At 66.9% G+C, this 13,474-nt stretch carries 13 protein-coding genes; 5 read left to right on the top strand and 8 right to left on the bottom strand.

What is annotated here, in order from left to right; genetic code table 11:
* Position 1: 1 nt before the first annotated feature.
* Positions 2-793 (bottom strand): SURF1 family cytochrome oxidase biogenesis protein, encoded by a 792-nt coding sequence (locus ACYU98_RS07705; protein ID WP_460467624.1) that lies wholly within the window; start codon positions 791-793, stop codon positions 2-4.
* 24 nt (positions 794-817) lie between these two features.
* Between ACYU98_RS07705 and moaA the strand changes: the two genes are divergently transcribed.
* On the top strand, positions 818-1,819 hold the full coding sequence (gene moaA, locus ACYU98_RS07700; protein WP_460467623.1) for a GTP 3',8-cyclase MoaA: 1,002 nt from the start codon (positions 818-820) through the stop codon (positions 1,817-1,819).
* 61 nt (positions 1,820-1,880) lie between these two features.
* On the top strand, positions 1,881-3,098 hold the full coding sequence (locus ACYU98_RS07695; RefSeq protein WP_460467622.1) for an MFS transporter: 1,218 nt from the start codon (positions 1,881-1,883) through the stop codon (positions 3,096-3,098).
* 13 nt (positions 3,099-3,111) lie between these two features.
* Here the strand turns inward: ACYU98_RS07695 and ACYU98_RS07690 are convergent, their stop codons facing one another.
* The 3 genes from ACYU98_RS07690 to ACYU98_RS07680 are packed head-to-tail and all read right to left on the bottom strand — an operon-like array spanning position 3,112 to position 3,825.
* A complete protein-coding gene (locus tag ACYU98_RS07690; RefSeq protein WP_460467621.1) occupies positions 3,112-3,306 on the bottom strand; it encodes a GNAT family N-acetyltransferase in 195 nt (64 codons plus the stop codon).
* Entirely contained in the window at positions 3,303-3,521 is a 219-nt protein-coding gene (locus ACYU98_RS07685) for a hypothetical protein (RefSeq protein ID WP_460467620.1), read from the bottom strand. The genes ACYU98_RS07690 and ACYU98_RS07685 overlap by 4 nt, the downstream gene beginning before the upstream one ends.
* Positions 3,508-3,825 (bottom strand): DUF3099 domain-containing protein, encoded by a 318-nt coding sequence (locus ACYU98_RS07680; protein WP_460467619.1) that lies wholly within the window; start codon positions 3,823-3,825, stop codon positions 3,508-3,510. Before ACYU98_RS07680 ends, ACYU98_RS07685 begins: the two co-directional genes overlap by 14 nt.
* A gap of 117 nt (positions 3,826-3,942) precedes the next feature.
* Here ACYU98_RS07680 and ACYU98_RS07675 point away from each other — a divergent pair, with 117 nt between their 5' ends.
* Genes ACYU98_RS07675 through ACYU98_RS07665 form a run of 3 tightly spaced genes read left to right on the top strand, consistent with a single transcriptional unit; the run spans position 3,943 to position 7,655 of the window.
* Positions 3,943-4,656: a beta-ketoacyl-ACP reductase gene (locus ACYU98_RS07675; protein WP_460467618.1), complete on the top strand. Its 714-nt coding sequence runs from the start codon at positions 3,943-3,945 to the stop codon at positions 4,654-4,656.
* A gap of 29 nt (positions 4,657-4,685) precedes the next feature.
* Positions 4,686-5,447, top strand: coding sequence for an enoyl-ACP reductase FabI (gene fabI, locus ACYU98_RS07670; RefSeq protein ID WP_460467617.1), 762 nt, complete (start codon positions 4,686-4,688; stop codon positions 5,445-5,447).
* A gap of 27 nt (positions 5,448-5,474) precedes the next feature.
* Positions 5,475-7,655, top strand: coding sequence for a tetratricopeptide repeat protein (locus ACYU98_RS07665; RefSeq protein ID WP_460467616.1), 2,181 nt, complete (start codon positions 5,475-5,477; stop codon positions 7,653-7,655).
* A 105-nt stretch (positions 7,656-7,760) separates the two neighbouring features.
* Here ACYU98_RS07665 and cphA read toward each other — a convergent pair whose 3' ends face one another.
* Genes cphA through glgC form a run of 4 tightly spaced genes read right to left on the bottom strand, consistent with a single transcriptional unit; the run spans position 7,761 to position 13,431 of the window.
* The gene (cphA, locus tag ACYU98_RS07660) at positions 7,761-10,646 is read right to left on the bottom strand and encodes a cyanophycin synthetase (protein ID WP_460467615.1); all 2,886 of its coding nucleotides are present in this window, start codon (positions 10,644-10,646) and stop codon (positions 7,761-7,763) included.
* Complete coding sequence (locus ACYU98_RS07655; RefSeq protein WP_460467614.1) at positions 10,606-11,493, bottom strand: cyanophycinase; 888 nt, start codon at positions 11,491-11,493, stop codon at positions 10,606-10,608. Before ACYU98_RS07655 ends, cphA begins: the two co-directional genes overlap by 41 nt.
* Positions 11,486-12,187 (bottom strand): phosphoserine phosphatase SerB, encoded by a 702-nt coding sequence (gene serB, locus ACYU98_RS07650; RefSeq protein ID WP_460467613.1) that lies wholly within the window; start codon positions 12,185-12,187, stop codon positions 11,486-11,488. Before serB ends, ACYU98_RS07655 begins: the two co-directional genes overlap by 8 nt.
* On the bottom strand, positions 12,184-13,431 hold the full coding sequence (gene glgC, locus ACYU98_RS07645) for a glucose-1-phosphate adenylyltransferase (protein ID WP_460467612.1): 1,248 nt from the start codon (positions 13,429-13,431) through the stop codon (positions 12,184-12,186). The genes serB and glgC overlap by 4 nt, the downstream gene beginning before the upstream one ends.
* Positions 13,432-13,474: the final 43 nt, after the last annotated feature.

Below are 13,474 nucleotides of genomic sequence, written 5' to 3'. Positions count from 1 at the left end.
CTCATTCGTCTTCCTCGTCCCAGATCCGCACCTTTTTTTCCTTCGGTTTGGCGCGGCCGGTGTCCTCCAGATGCTGTCGGCGCAGCCGCACCAGGAAGAAGGCGGGGATAGCCAGGGCGGCGAGCCACCACTGGTAGGCGTAGCTGAAGTTGATCCAGGCGTAACTGCCCGGGTCGGGCTTGGGCAACTGGTCGGGCTTCGTGGTCGGCAGGTTGTTGCCGGCTTCACGCCGCATCAGAACGAAACCGGAGTCGGCCTGCGGCTGCCCGGTCAGGGTGCGTAGTTCGGGGATGTTGATCGACGCGGCCTGCCCGGCCACCGGCGCCCGGTCGAGGTTTGGTTCGCCGGCCCGGACCCAACCGACCACGGTGACCTGGCCAGTTGGTGTCGGTGGAATCGAATCGGGAGCGACCGCCGTACGCCCGTTCGCGATCCACCCGCGGTCGACGAATACGACTCCGCCGGGGTAGGTCAGCGGCACGACGACCTCGTAGCCGTAGGTGCCGTCCAAGGGACGGTTACGGATCAGGATGTGGTGGTTCGGGTCGTAATTGCCGGTCACCGCCACCTGACGCCACTGCGTCGTCCTATCGGGAACGGCCGCGGCGCTTGGTAGGACGCTGCGCAGCGCGACCGGGACACCGTTGTAATTGGCCTCGAGGTGATGCTCGGCGGTCGACTTCGTCTGATAGCGGTGGTATTGCCACCGGCCGAGGAACACACAGGTCGCGGCGACGATCAGCGTCGCCACCAACCAAGCCGCCCAACGTCGGGTAAGCAGGAGGCGAAACACGCGGCAACGATAGTCGCGCCTAGCATGGGAGCCATGTCCCACCCCACTGCCGGCCCGCTCATCGACACCTTCGGTCGTGTCGCGACGGACCTGCGGGTGTCGGTCACCGACCGCTGCAATCTGCGTTGCACCTACTGCATGCCGGCCGAGGGACTTCCATGGATGGCCAAGCCGGAGCTGCTGACCGACGACGAATTGGTGCGCCTGGTTGCGCTATTCGTCGATCTTGGAGTGACGACGGTGCGTTTCACCGGGGGTGAGCCGCTGCTACGACGGGGACTGGTGGAGGTCGTACGCCGCGTGGGTGAACTCCCGGACGCGCCGCGAATGGCGTTGACCACCAATGGGATCGGCCTCGATCGCCTCGCGGCGCCGCTGGCGCAGGCGGGCCTTGCCCGCATCAACATCTCACTCGACACGGCATCTCCGGAGCGATTCATCGCCCTGACCCGGCGGGATCGGTTCGCCGATGTCGAACAGGGCCTGAAGGCGGCCGCCGACGCGGGTCTGGCTCCGGTCAAGGTGAACGCGGTCGCAATGGCGGGGGAGGACCCCGCCGAACTGTTGCAGTGGTGCCTCGACCGCGGCTACGAGCTGCGCTTCATCGAGCAAATGCCGCTCGACGCCGGCCACACCTGGGATCGCAGCGTGATGACCAGCCGCGCCGACATCCTCACCGCGCTGGAACGCCGCTTCCGGCTCGAGCCGGTCGGCGACCGCGGATCTGCCCCTGCCGAACTCTTCACCGTCGACGGTGGCCCAGGCACCGTCGGAGTGATCGCGAGCGTGACAGCGCCGTTCTGCGGGGCCTGTGACCGCGTCCGCCTGACGGCCGACGGGCAGGTGCGCAACTGCCTGTTCGCGCGTGAGGAGAACGACCTGCGTACGCCGATGCGCGCCGGTGCCTCCGATGCCGACCTCCGCGACTTGATCCGGCTCAACCTGTGGGGCAAGGCGCCCGGCCACGGGATCGGCACCCCGGCGTTCCGCCAGCCCGACCGGCCGATGTCGGCCATCGGCGGCTGAGCGCGGGTCCCACTCCCGCTGGTTAAGCCGCGCGCCAAACTCGCCTGACAGACTCGACCCAATGACCACCGTCGACCCGCTTCGCCGTGATCCGTTCCGTCGCTACTGGCGCGCGGCTGCGGTCTCCGGATTCGGTTCGTACGTCACGCTGTTCGCGCTCCAGTTGCTGGTCGTGCTCACCCTCCACGGCTCCGCCGCCGACGTCGGGTGGTTGAACGGGGCGCGCTGGCTGCCCTACCTGGTGTTCGGTCTCATCGTCGGCGCGATCGTCGACGGGCGCCGACGGTTACCTCTGCTGATCGGCACCGACCTCGCCCAGGCCGCACTACTCCTGACGATCCCGTTGCTGTGGTGGCTCGATCTGCTCAGCCTGCCGACGTTGCTCATCGTGGTGGTCGCCTACGGCACAGCGGCCGTCGTCAACGGCGCAGCGGAAATGTCCTTCATGCCGCGGTTGGTCGACCGCCATCACCTGCAACGGGCCCACGCGCGGATCGATGGCGCCGACGCTGTCGCTTCCACCTCCGGCCCAGCCCTCGGTGGCGTGTGGGTCAGCCTCCTGGGGGCTCCGGTCGCGGTCCTCTTCGACTCGCTCACCTACCTCTACTCCGCCTTTACCCTGCGCCGCATCAAGCTCGACGAACCGCCCGCCCGCACGGGGATCACCGTCCGAGGTCTGCTGCGGGAGATCGTCGAAGGCGTGCGGTGGTCGTACGGTCGGTCCGGTCTGAAAACACTCGCGATCGCCACCCACGGGTGGTTCGTCGGCAACGCGATCGTCGGTGTGGTGCTGGCGCCGTATGCCCTGCGCACCCTGCACCTCAGCGCGTTCGAATTCGGCGTCACCGGTGCGGTCGGCGGAGTCGGCGCGGTCATCGGGGCAGCCATCACCACGTCGGTCGGACGCCGATGGGGAACAGGGCGAACCATCATCGCGGCCCATGCAATTACCGCCGTCGCGGTCGGGGCGTTTTTCATGGCCCACGGGCTGTCACTGCTGCTGGTCGGGCAGTGCCTTTACAGGCTCTCGATCGGGATGAGCAATTCCCACGAGATGAGCTACCGCCAGCTCGTGACGCCCGACGAACTACAGGCGCGTACGAACACCACGCTCCGCTCGCTCAACCGCGCGGTCGCGATGCTGGTCGCCCCCATCGCAGGAATCCTGGCTGATGTATGGGGCTTTCGCCCGATGCTGCTGGTCGCGTCCGGTGTGTTCGTGCTCGTCGTGGTCGGCTTGTGGGTAACGCCGTTCCGTCAGGTGCGAGCGCCCGCCTAAGCCAACTCCAAGCCTAGACGCGGGCAGGCAGGTCCTTGCTGAAGAAGACCCGCGCATACCCGTGGTCGACCGCGAAGCTCTCAACCGTCGTCAAGAGCTCACATCCCAGACCGCGCCCGTGCGCCTCGGGTAACACCGCGACCGTTCCGGGCGAACAGGTGGTCGGGGCGCAGGTAACAGACGACGAGCCCGACCACGATCTCGTCAACCTCCGCCACCCAAGGGCGCGAACTCTTCGATTTCCAGCGGGAAGCCGCGCATCGACAAAAACTCCCCGAGCGTCACGCGGTGTTCGTCACAGGCCAGCCACGTCTTGCGCCGGTCCTCGGTGTGGATCCGCGGATTGCGCCACAACAGAGCCCAGGTCGCCGACCGGGTGCACCCCTTTGCGCTGCATCGCGGCGCGCCGTCAGTCGTGGTCATGACGGCGTTCCTCCAACCGCTCGATCGGATCGGTGGGGCGGACGGAGCCCAGAACGTCGATCCGTCGCTGGTTCGTGGCATTCGCCATCACCACCGCGAAGTAGGGCAGGAAGACCGCGGCAAGCATCAGGACCACCGACAACCAGCGCACTGGCGCCCACAGGAGCACCGCCAACACGAAACAGATGGTGCGGATGGTCATTGAAATGACGTAGTTGCGCACCCGGCTGTCGCGGTCGTCCTTAGGAGCGGACGGAAGATTCGTCGCCGACGGGACGTCCTCGTGGATTTCGCGTCGTGCCATACGTTCCAGCGTACGTCGCCCGGCCCCGGCCCCTGCGCGCGGCAGTTACCGATACCCCGGGGTAGTCGATACGGTCGCGGGGATGCCTGCCCCCGTAGCAAGGAGAACGAGGACCCCATGAGTCAGCCCCGGAACGTCTTGGTGACCGGTGGGAACCGCGGCATCGGCCGCGCGATCGCCGAAGCATTCCTGGAAGCCGGTGACAACGTCGCGATCACCTCCCGCGACGGGTCCGGCCCGGAGCGCGCTTACGCGATTGCCTGCGATGTCACCGACTCCGCCAGCGTCGACGCCGCCTTCACCGCCGCCGAAGAGAAGTTCGGGGGACCGGTCGAGGTCGTTGTTGCCAACGCCGGCATCACCAAGGACACCCTGCTGATGCGGATGACCGATGAGGATTTCGACGCGGTCATCGACACCAACCTCGCCGGCGCCTTCCGTTGTGCGCGCCGCGCCAGCAAGGGGATGATCAAACTCAAGCGCGGCCGGCTCATCTTTGTCTCCAGCGTCGTCGGCCTCTATGGCTCGCCGGGTCAGGCGAATTACGCCGCTTCGAAGGCCGGCCTGGTGGGTCTGGCTCGGTCGATCACCCGCGAGCTGGGCAAGCGCAACATCACCGCAAATGTGGTCGCTCCCGGCTTCATCGACACCGACATGACGAGGGCCCTGCCGCAGGCGCAGCAGGACGCCTACATCGCCGCAATCCCGGCGGGCCGGTTCGCCCGACCCGAGGAGGTGGCGCGCGTCGTACGCTTCCTGGCGAGCGATGAAGCGGCCTACATCAGCGGGGCGGTCGTGCCGGTCGACGGCGGCCTCGGCATGGGTCACTGACCGAAGAACAAGTGGGAGACGAGTCCGCAATGGGAATTCTCGAAGGCAAGAAGCTGCTGATCACCGGCGTCCTCATGGACTCCTCGATCGCATTTCACGTGGCGAAACTGGCGCAGCTGGAGGGCGCGAGCGTGGTGTTGACCAGCTTCGGTCGCACCATGAAGATCACCCAGACCATCGCCAAACGGTTGCCGCAGACGCCACCGGTGATCGAGCTGGACGTCACCGACACCGACCACCTCGCCAGCCTCCCCGATCGCGTGCGTGAACACCTCGACGGCCTCGATGGCGTGTTGCACTCGGTCGGTTTCGCGCCGCCAGGAGCCTTCAACTTTCTGACGGGTGAGTGGGACGACGTCGCTACCGCGATCCACGTTTCGGCCTACTCGCTGAAGTCGCTGGCGGTCGCAGCCCGCCCGCTGATGCCTGCCGGTGGATCGGTCGTTGGACTGACCTTCGACGCCAAGTTCGCCTGGCCGGTCTACGACTGGATGGGTGTGGCCAAGGCCGCCTTCGAGTCCACCAACCGCTACCTCGCTCGCGACTTGGGTCCCGAGCAGATCCGCTGCAACCTGGTCTCCGCCGGGCCGATCCGGACCACCGCCGCCAAGTCGATCCCGGGTTTCGAGACCTTCGAAAACACCTGGGGCGAGCGCGCCCCGCTGGGCTGGGACGTTCGCGATCCGGAGCCGGCCGCCAAGGCCTGCGTGGCGCTTTTCTCCGACTGGTTCCCCGCGACCACCGGCGAAATTGTCCACGTCGACGGTGGCGTTCACGCGATGGGACAGTAGCGTCCCGCGCTGGCTAGGCTGGCGCGCATGACGCGCGATGCTGTTCCCGTGCAGTGCACCGAGATCCGGGTTCTCGAAGGACCCAATCTTTACTTTCCGCGACCTGCGGCCAAGCTCGGTTTCGACCTCCCCGGCTATGTCGAGGCGCCCGAAACGGTCGTTCGCAGCGCTGGGCGCATGGTCGGCGTACGCCGTCGGTCTGCGGGGGCTTCGGGCTCACCGGAGCGGCGCGACTACGTGGGGCTCTACCTCGGGGCGTTGGTACGCCGCCTGGCCCACGGTGCCGGCACCACCCGGTTGGCGATCCGGGTGCGTCCCGGCCACGACGACAACTATGTCGTCGCGTTCGCGCTGCGCCACCGGGAGCGGGCGGAGGCGATGGCCACCGCGATCACGCGCGCTCTGCAGGGGCTGCTCGACGGCGCTGATTCGAACCTGCTGACCGAGCTCAGCGCCGAACTGGCCAAGGCACCTGCCCAGATTCAGCTTCGGCCGTTGCGGCCCCGGGTTCCGGTGGTCGCCGTCACGGGCACCAACGGCAAGACCACCACCACCCGGTTGATCGCTCATCTCGCCATGACGGCCGGGCTGCGCACCGGTTGGAGTTCGACCGATGGCGTTCTGGTTCAGGGCGAACTGGTGGAGCGCGGCGATTACTCCGGTCCTGCCGGAGCTCGCGCAGCGCTGCAAGACGACGTCGAGTTCGGGGTTTTGGAGACGGCTCGCGGCGGCATGCTGCTCAAGGGATTGGGCACCGCCTACAACGACGTCAGCGTCGTCACGAATGTCAGCGCCGACCACCTCGGCCAACAAGGCATCGACACCGTCGATCAGCTCGCTGAGGTCAAGGCGATCATCACCAAGGTGACCCGGCCCACCGGCTGGGTGGTGCTCAACGGAGACGACCCGCGGGTGTGGGCCATGCGAGCCGGCGCCTCGGCCCGAGTCTGGTGCTTCACTCTCGATCCCGACTCGCCGGCGTTGCGCGAGGTGCGCGACCACCACGGCCGCGGCATCACCGTGATCGACGGTGACATCGTCGTCGTCGAGCCCGGCCAGCCCTACGACCGCCTACTCAGCGTGCTCGACGTCCCGATGACGTTGTGTGGGTTGTCCCAGCACAACCTGGCCAACGCATTGGCCGGTGCCGCCGCGGGACTGGCGGCGGGACTGCCGCGAGAAGCGGTCGTCGAAGGACTTCGTACGTTCGCCCCAGACGCCGAACACAACGCCGGACGGATGAACTGCTATTCGGTCCCGCTGGCTCAGGGTGGATCGGCAACTGTCATCCTCGACATGGCACACAACGAAGCCGGTCTCGAGGCCTTGATGCGGGTCGCGCGAGGACTGTGTGAACCAGGCTCGCGGGTGTTGCTCGGCCTGGGAACCGGTGGCGATCGCACCGACGAGATCCTGCGCAACCTGGGCGAGATGGGTGGACTCCTCGCCGACCGAGTGCACATTCAACACAAGGAGCATTACCTGCGCGGGCGCAGCATGGAGGATCTCGAGGCGCACTTCCTCGACGGGCTGACGCATGTTGGCGTCACCCCGATCACCTCCTCGCCGACTGAGCTCGAGGGCCTGGAGCGGTTGCTTGAGGACGCCCACGACGGCGACGTGCTCGCCCACATGACCCACTCCGACCGCGCACTGCTGCACGACTGGATCCTCGCTCGCGGAGGGACCGCGGACGATGCAGAGTCGTTGCGTCGCAAGGCAATTCGCGCTCGTGGCGAACACGAAGCCGAGGATCGAATCACCGCTTTGTGGGAGATCGAAGACCCCGACGAGCTGATTCGAGCGGGCGGAGAACTGCGCGCCGACTTCCCGACCGATGCGCGGGTCCTTTACGAGTACGCCGGCACGTTCGACAGCGTTGGACGCGAGCAGGAGGCGCTGGAGGCGTACGACGTCGCGCTGGCCGCCGGACTGCGCGAGCCGTTCCACCGCCGATGCCTGATCCAAAAGGCGTCGACGCTGCGTCATCTCGGCCGGCTCGAGGAGTCGCTGACGTTGCTCGACGAGCAGTGGCAGCAGTGGCCCGACAGTGACGCGATTGCGCTGTTCCGCGCCGTCACGCTGCACGACCTCGGCCGAGACCGCGACGCAGCCGGCGACCTTGCCCGACACCTGGCGGCGCGGTCCGCCGATCCCGACGTCGAGCGCTACCGCCGATCACTGACCAGGTTCACCGGCGCGATCTGAGGCGGCCCACCTCAGCCCGACTAACGGCGAAGCTCCAGCTAACGACAGCCGCTGCAGGTGTACCTGCAGCGGCTGTCGTTAAGTGCGGCGTTAGTGCCGAGCCGACTATGCGTCCCGCTCCATCGCCTCGCGGACCTCACGCTCGTCCTCGGCCGAGGTGGTGGCGGCTTCGGCAGCCAGCTCAGCCGGGTCGAGGTCGGGGTCGCCGGGGCGGGCGTCGTCCTCACGAGCACCGGCCGAGGCGCGGCTGGTGAACTCCTCGAGCTCAGTCAGCACCTTGGCGTGCTGGTCGACACAGAGCACCACGACGTCACCGGGGTTCGCCCGGTGGATCGCGTGACGGGTGGCTTCCAACTCGTCCAGCACTGTTTCGACGATCCGGCAGCGGGCACCGTCGGCCATCGCCTGCGCGGCACCCTCAGCGAGCAGCGCGGCAGACGCACCCGGCGCGCGGCGACGCAGATTCTGGTCCTCGCGCAGGATCAACACATCGAAGTGGCGCGCGGCGATTGCGGCCAACTCACGGATGTCATCGTCCCGTCGGTCGCCGGCAGCACCCACGACGCCGATCCGGGAGACCCGCTCCGCGGTGCGGTTCTGCTTCTGCGCGACGTAGTTCTCCACGAACTCCCCGAGCCGCTCCATGCCGGGCGGGTTGTGGCAGTAGTCGACGAAGACCTCCGCGCCCTTGACCTCGACCAGATTGAGGCGTCCGGGGGAGAGGTAGTACGACGTGGTGAAGGTGCGCAGTCCCTGACGGATGTCGTGCAGCGGGGCGCCAGCCGCGAAGGCAGCGCCGGCCGCCGCGAGCGCGTTCGCCACGTTCATCCGCGCAGCGCCACCGAAGGTTGAGGGCAGCAGGTGAGTCCAGGCCAGCGGCATGGAGCGACGGCCCTGCTTCAGGACGATCATCTCGCCACGCTCGCTCGGTTCGAGCACCACTGCGCGGGCGCCTCGGCGGCAGCGTTCCTCGATGAACTCGCGTACGGCGGAGCCCGGCGGCTCCATCGAGAACCACACGATGGTGCCGCTGCAGCGACGTCGCATTTGCCGCACCAGCGGATCGTCAGCGTTCAGCACCGCAAAGCCGTCGCGCGGAACTGCCTCCACCACAACGGATTTCACACGAGCGAGGTCTTCAAGGGAATCCACCCCACGCATGCCGAGGTGGTCGGCCTGGATGTTGGTGACCACCGCGATGTCGTTGCGGTCGTAGCCCAGGCCCTCGCGCAGGATGCCGCCGCGGGCGACCTCCATCACCGCGAAATCGACTCGCGGGTTCTGCAGCACCATCCGGGCGGACCGGGGGCCCGAGGCATCGGCCTTGATCACCAGTCGCTCGTCGACCACGATGCCGTCGGTCGAGGTCATCCCGACCTTGCGGCCGAGGCCCTTCATGATGTGAGCCAACATGCGCGAGGTCGTCGTCTTGCCGTTCGTGCCGGTGACGGCCACGATCGGCACCCGGCTGGGTGAACCCGGCGGGAAGAGGAGGTCGACAACCGGCTTGGCGATGAACTGCGGCTCGCCGATCGTCGGGTGGGTGTGCATCCGGAAGCCGGGCGCTGCGTTGACCTCACAGATGGCGCCGCCGGTTTCCCGGACGGGTGCGGTGATGTCGGGGCAGATGAAGTCGATGCCCGCGACGTCGAGGCCGATCATCCGGGCCGCTTCCTCGGCGATCTCAATGTTGTCGGGGTGGGCATCGAAGGTTCGGTCGACGCTGATGCCACCGGTCGACATGTTGCCGGTGAGCGCCAGCTTCACCATCTCGCCCTGGGGCGGGACCTCATCCATTCCGTAGCCCTGCTCGCGCACCAGTTCTATCGCGGCATCATCCACCTTGATGCGGGTCAGGACCTTTTCGTGGCCGACGCCGCGGCGCGGGTCGGAGTTGGTGATCTCGACCAGCTCGGCGACGGTGTGTTCGCCGTCGCCCATCACGTGGGCCGGCACCCGTTCGGCGATGGCCGCCATCCGGCCGCCAACGATCAGGCAACGGTAGTCCTTGCCGGTGATGAACGACTCCACCTGCACGATCCCGCGACGGGATTGTTCGCAGGCGATCGGGAACGCCGCCAGCACGTCGTCCTCGTTCATCAGGTTCAGGCACACCCCGCGGCCGTGGTTTCCATCGAGCGGCTTGGCGACGACCGGGAAGCCAATCCGACGGGCGGCCGCAGCCGCGCCTTCGGCCGTACGCACCGTTTCGGCCTGCGGGACCGGCAGCCCGGCCGAGGCGAGCAGCTTGGTGGTCAGGTTCTTGTCACCGGCGATGTCGACGGCCAGAGCCGAGGTCTGCGAGGTCATCGTTGCCCGGATCCGCTGCGCGTGAACGCCGTGACCGAGCTGCACCAGCGAGGCATTGTTCAGGCGGGTCCAGGGGATATCCCGGCTGACCGCCTCCTCCACGATCGCGTTGGTCGACGGGCCGAAGGCCATCCGACTGGCTTGGGAAAGGAAGTCGTCGAACTCGGTCGGGAAATCGAAACCTTCCTCGGCGCTGACCAAGTGGTTGACCAGGCGAACGGCCAGCTCGCCGGCGGCCAAACCGACCCGCTCGTCCAGGAATCCGTAGATCACGTTGTAGACGCCGGTTCGGCCCTTCTCCGCGCGGGTCTTCCCGCGACGCAGATCGTGGCCGGCTTCCTGCTGCAGCTGCAACGCGACGTGTTCGGTGACGTGGCCAAGCCACGTCCCTTCGCGCAGCCGCTCGACAAAGCCACCCTTGTGACCCCGCGAGCAGGTGTGGGTGTCCAGGCCGGGCAGCAACTCCATCAGCCGATCGGTGAAGCCGTCGACGGTGTTCGTCGGGAACTGCTCGAGGCCGCCGAGGTCGAGAACAAGGTGGACCGCTGGTTCGTACGACCAGACGTTGGGGCCGCGGTAGACCCGGGTGGAGAGGATCTTCAGATCAGGCGTCGGGTTCGACACGAGCGGCTCCTTGGGTTCAGTGGTGACGCAGCGCGGCTGCGGCGGTGGCGGTGTCATGCCGGTCGCGACCGGACTGCACCGAGATATCGGCGTGCTTCTCGACGAACTCGACCAACGTGGCTGTACGCAGGTCGAAGGTGGCCCCGAACGGCAGGGTGTGGACGACCGCTCCGGTGACCAGCAGCGGAGCATCGCGGCGGGCCTCGTGGGCGTCGGTGATGGCGTTGCGCGCGTCAACCACGAAGACCGCACCGCTGCCGACGACCGTCAGCTCAGTTTCATCGGTGATCTCGGCGGCAGTGTCTTCGTCGATCCCCATCCCCAGCAGGGAGGGCGAGCCGGCGACGAGCGACAGCAAGCGGCCGTAGCGCGCCCGCTGATCGAAGTGCTGGTCGACGATGACGCCGGTCAGCAGGCCGAGGCCGACGGTGAGCTGGGACGAACGCTGGCGCGGGGTCACGCCCTCCTCGCCCATCGAGATCATGAACTGACTCATGATCGAGGCACCCGCGGAGGTGCCGGCCACCACTGCGCCGCGCTGGTAAGCGCGCAGCAGCGCGTCGCCCAACGGGGTGCCGACGATCATCTGACTCAACTTGAGCTGGTTTCCGCCGGAAATGAAGATCCCGGTCGCGTTGTCGACCATCTCTGCGAGGTCGTCGTCGCTGCTCGCCTGGCGGTTAGCGGGGTTCACCGCGTCGACGGCGGCGCAACCGAGCCGGGAGAAGACCGTCGAATAGACCTCAACGACCTCATCGGGCACCGATGACGCGGTCGGGATGACCACGACGCGGGCTTTGCGACCGCCAGCGAGGCGCACGAAGCGGCGCAGCACCGTCACCCGCCCGACTTTGTCCTCGGCTCCGCCGATGATGAGCAGCGAACGCGATCCTGGTTTACGCATGGTCGGATTCTAGGGAGGGCGGAGCCGAGAGTCCGAGCAGGTCAAGGACCTCGTCGAGTCGCGGTCCCTCGATCACCGCGTCGGCCTGTTCGCGCAGCACCGGCTTGGCGTTGAACGCGATGCCGGCGGCCGCTGCAGCGAACATGTCCAGGTCGTTCGCGCCGTCGCCAACGGCGACCGTACGGTCGATGGGAATCTGGTGTTCAGCGGCCCACGAGCGCAACCGGTTGGCCTTCTCGGCCCGATCGACGACCGCCGCGGCCAACCGGCCGGTCAGCAGTCCATCCCGCACCTCAAGCACATTGGCGTGGGCGTGGTCGATCCCCAATTCCTGGGCGAGCGGTCCGACGATCTCCAGGAAGCCACCAGACACGACGCCGACGACCCATCCGCGGGCGTGCAGCTGCGTCACCAGGTTCTGCGCGCCGGCCGAGAAACGCACGGCGGCCCGTACGTCGTCGAACACCGACACCGGCAGTCCCGCCAAGGCCTCGACTCGGCGACGCAACGAATCTGCGAAGTCGAGTTCACCGCGCATCGCGGCCTCCGTGACCCCAGCCACCTCAGCCTCTCGGCCGGCGTGGGCCGCGAGTAACTCGATCACTTCCTGCTGGATGAGCGTCGAATCGACGTCCATCACCAGCAATCCCGGACCCTCGCGCAGAGCGTTCTGTAGTGCGGGCAATCGACTCACGGAGCGATGACCGTGCCCTTGCGCACGACGACGATTCCCGAGTCGGTGACCGTGAAGCCTCGTGCCCGGTCAGCATCAAGGTCGAACCCGATCTCGACCCCGGCCGGGACCTCGACGTCCTTGTCGATGATCGTGCGGCGGATGCGGCAGTTGCGCTGCACCTCGACGTTGCTCAACAACACCGAATCGCTGACCTCGGTGAAGCTGTGGGTTCGCACATTGGGGGAGAGCACCGAGTTGCGAATGGTGGAACCGGAGATGATGCATCCCTGCGACACGATCGATCCGAGCGCGAAGCCGGCGGTCTGCGATGCCCCCGTCGTGAACTTCGCCGGCGGGTAGTTGCCGGGGCTGGTTCGGATCGGCCAGTCGTAGTTGTAGACGTTGAACACCGGGTGGATGGAGGTCATCTCCATGTGGGCGTCGTAGTAAGAGTCGATGGTTCCGACATCGCGCCAGTAGTCGCGGTCGCGGTCATCGGCGCCCGGAACGTCGTTGTCCTTGAAGTCGTAGGCATAGGCGTCACCACGATTGACGAAGTAGGGCACGATGTCGCCGCCCATGTCGTGGTCGCTGTTCTCAGTAGCGGCGTCGGTGGTCACCGCTTCGACCAGAGCCTCAGTGGTGAACACGTAGTTCCCCATGGACGCGAGGATCTCCTCGGGACTGTCCTCGAGGCCGCGCGGGTTCTTCGGCTTCTCCAAGAACTCGCGGACCTTGTGCGGCTGGGACGAATCGAGGTCGATCACACCGAACTGGTCGGCCATCGAGATCGGCTGCCGGATCGCCGCGACGGTGCAGCCCGCGCCACTGGCGATGTGCTGGTCGAGCATCTGACTGAAGTCCATGCGGTAGACGTGGTCGGCACCGACCACCACCACGTATTCAGGTCGCTCGTCATGGATCAGGTTCAAGCTCTGGTAGATCGCGTCGGCGGAGCCGGCAAACCAGTTCTTATCGACGCGCTGCTGCGCGGGCACCGGAGCGACGTAGTTGTCGAGCATCGTCGACATGCGCCAGGTCTTGGTGATGTGGCGGTCGAGACTGTGTGACTTGTACTGAGTCAGCACCACGATCTTGAGATATCCGCTGTTGACCAGATTCGAGAGTGCGAAGTCGACCAATCGATAAATACCGCCGAACGGAACGGCGGGTTTCGCCCGTTCGTGAGTGAGGGGCATCAGACGTTTGCCCTCACCTCCGGCGAGCACGATCGCGAGCACACTGGGACCTTTGGCAACCATGTGCCAAACCTATGGGCTGTCGGCCGCTACCGTCCGGTTCCGG

This window comes from Calidifontibacter terrae, from assembly GCF_054778835.1.
This window is presented reverse-complemented; position numbering and strand designations above follow the sequence as displayed.

Excerpts from the sequence above, each read along its gene's own strand:
- ACYU98_RS07675 (WP_460467618.1), top strand. The coding sequence starts at position 3,943 with ATGAGTCAGCCCCGGAACGTCTTGGTGACCGGTGGGAACCGCGGCATC.
- ACYU98_RS07655 (WP_460467614.1), bottom strand. The coding sequence starts at position 11,493 with ATGCGTAAACCAGGATCGCGTTCGCTGCTCATCATCGGCGGAGCCGAG.
- glgC (WP_460467612.1), bottom strand. The coding sequence starts at position 13,431 with ATGGTTGCCAAAGGTCCCAGTGTGCTCGCGATCGTGCTCGCCGGAGGT.
- cphA (WP_460467615.1), bottom strand. The coding sequence starts at position 10,646 with ATGACACCGCCACCGCCGCAGCCGCGCTGCGTCACCACTGAACCCAAG.
- ACYU98_RS07665 (WP_460467616.1), top strand. The coding sequence starts at position 5,475 with ATGACGCGCGATGCTGTTCCCGTGCAGTGCACCGAGATCCGGGTTCTC.
- ACYU98_RS07695 (WP_460467622.1), top strand. The coding sequence starts at position 1,881 with ATGACCACCGTCGACCCGCTTCGCCGTGATCCGTTCCGTCGCTACTGG.
- fabI (WP_460467617.1), top strand. The coding sequence starts at position 4,686 with ATGGGAATTCTCGAAGGCAAGAAGCTGCTGATCACCGGCGTCCTCATG.
- ACYU98_RS07680 (WP_460467619.1), bottom strand. The coding sequence starts at position 3,825 with ATGGCACGACGCGAAATCCACGAGGACGTCCCGTCGGCGACGAATCTT.
- moaA (WP_460467623.1), top strand. The coding sequence starts at position 818 with ATGGGAGCCATGTCCCACCCCACTGCCGGCCCGCTCATCGACACCTTC.
- ACYU98_RS07685 (WP_460467620.1), bottom strand. The coding sequence starts at position 3,521 with ATGACCACGACTGACGGCGCGCCGCGATGCAGCGCAAAGGGGTGCACC.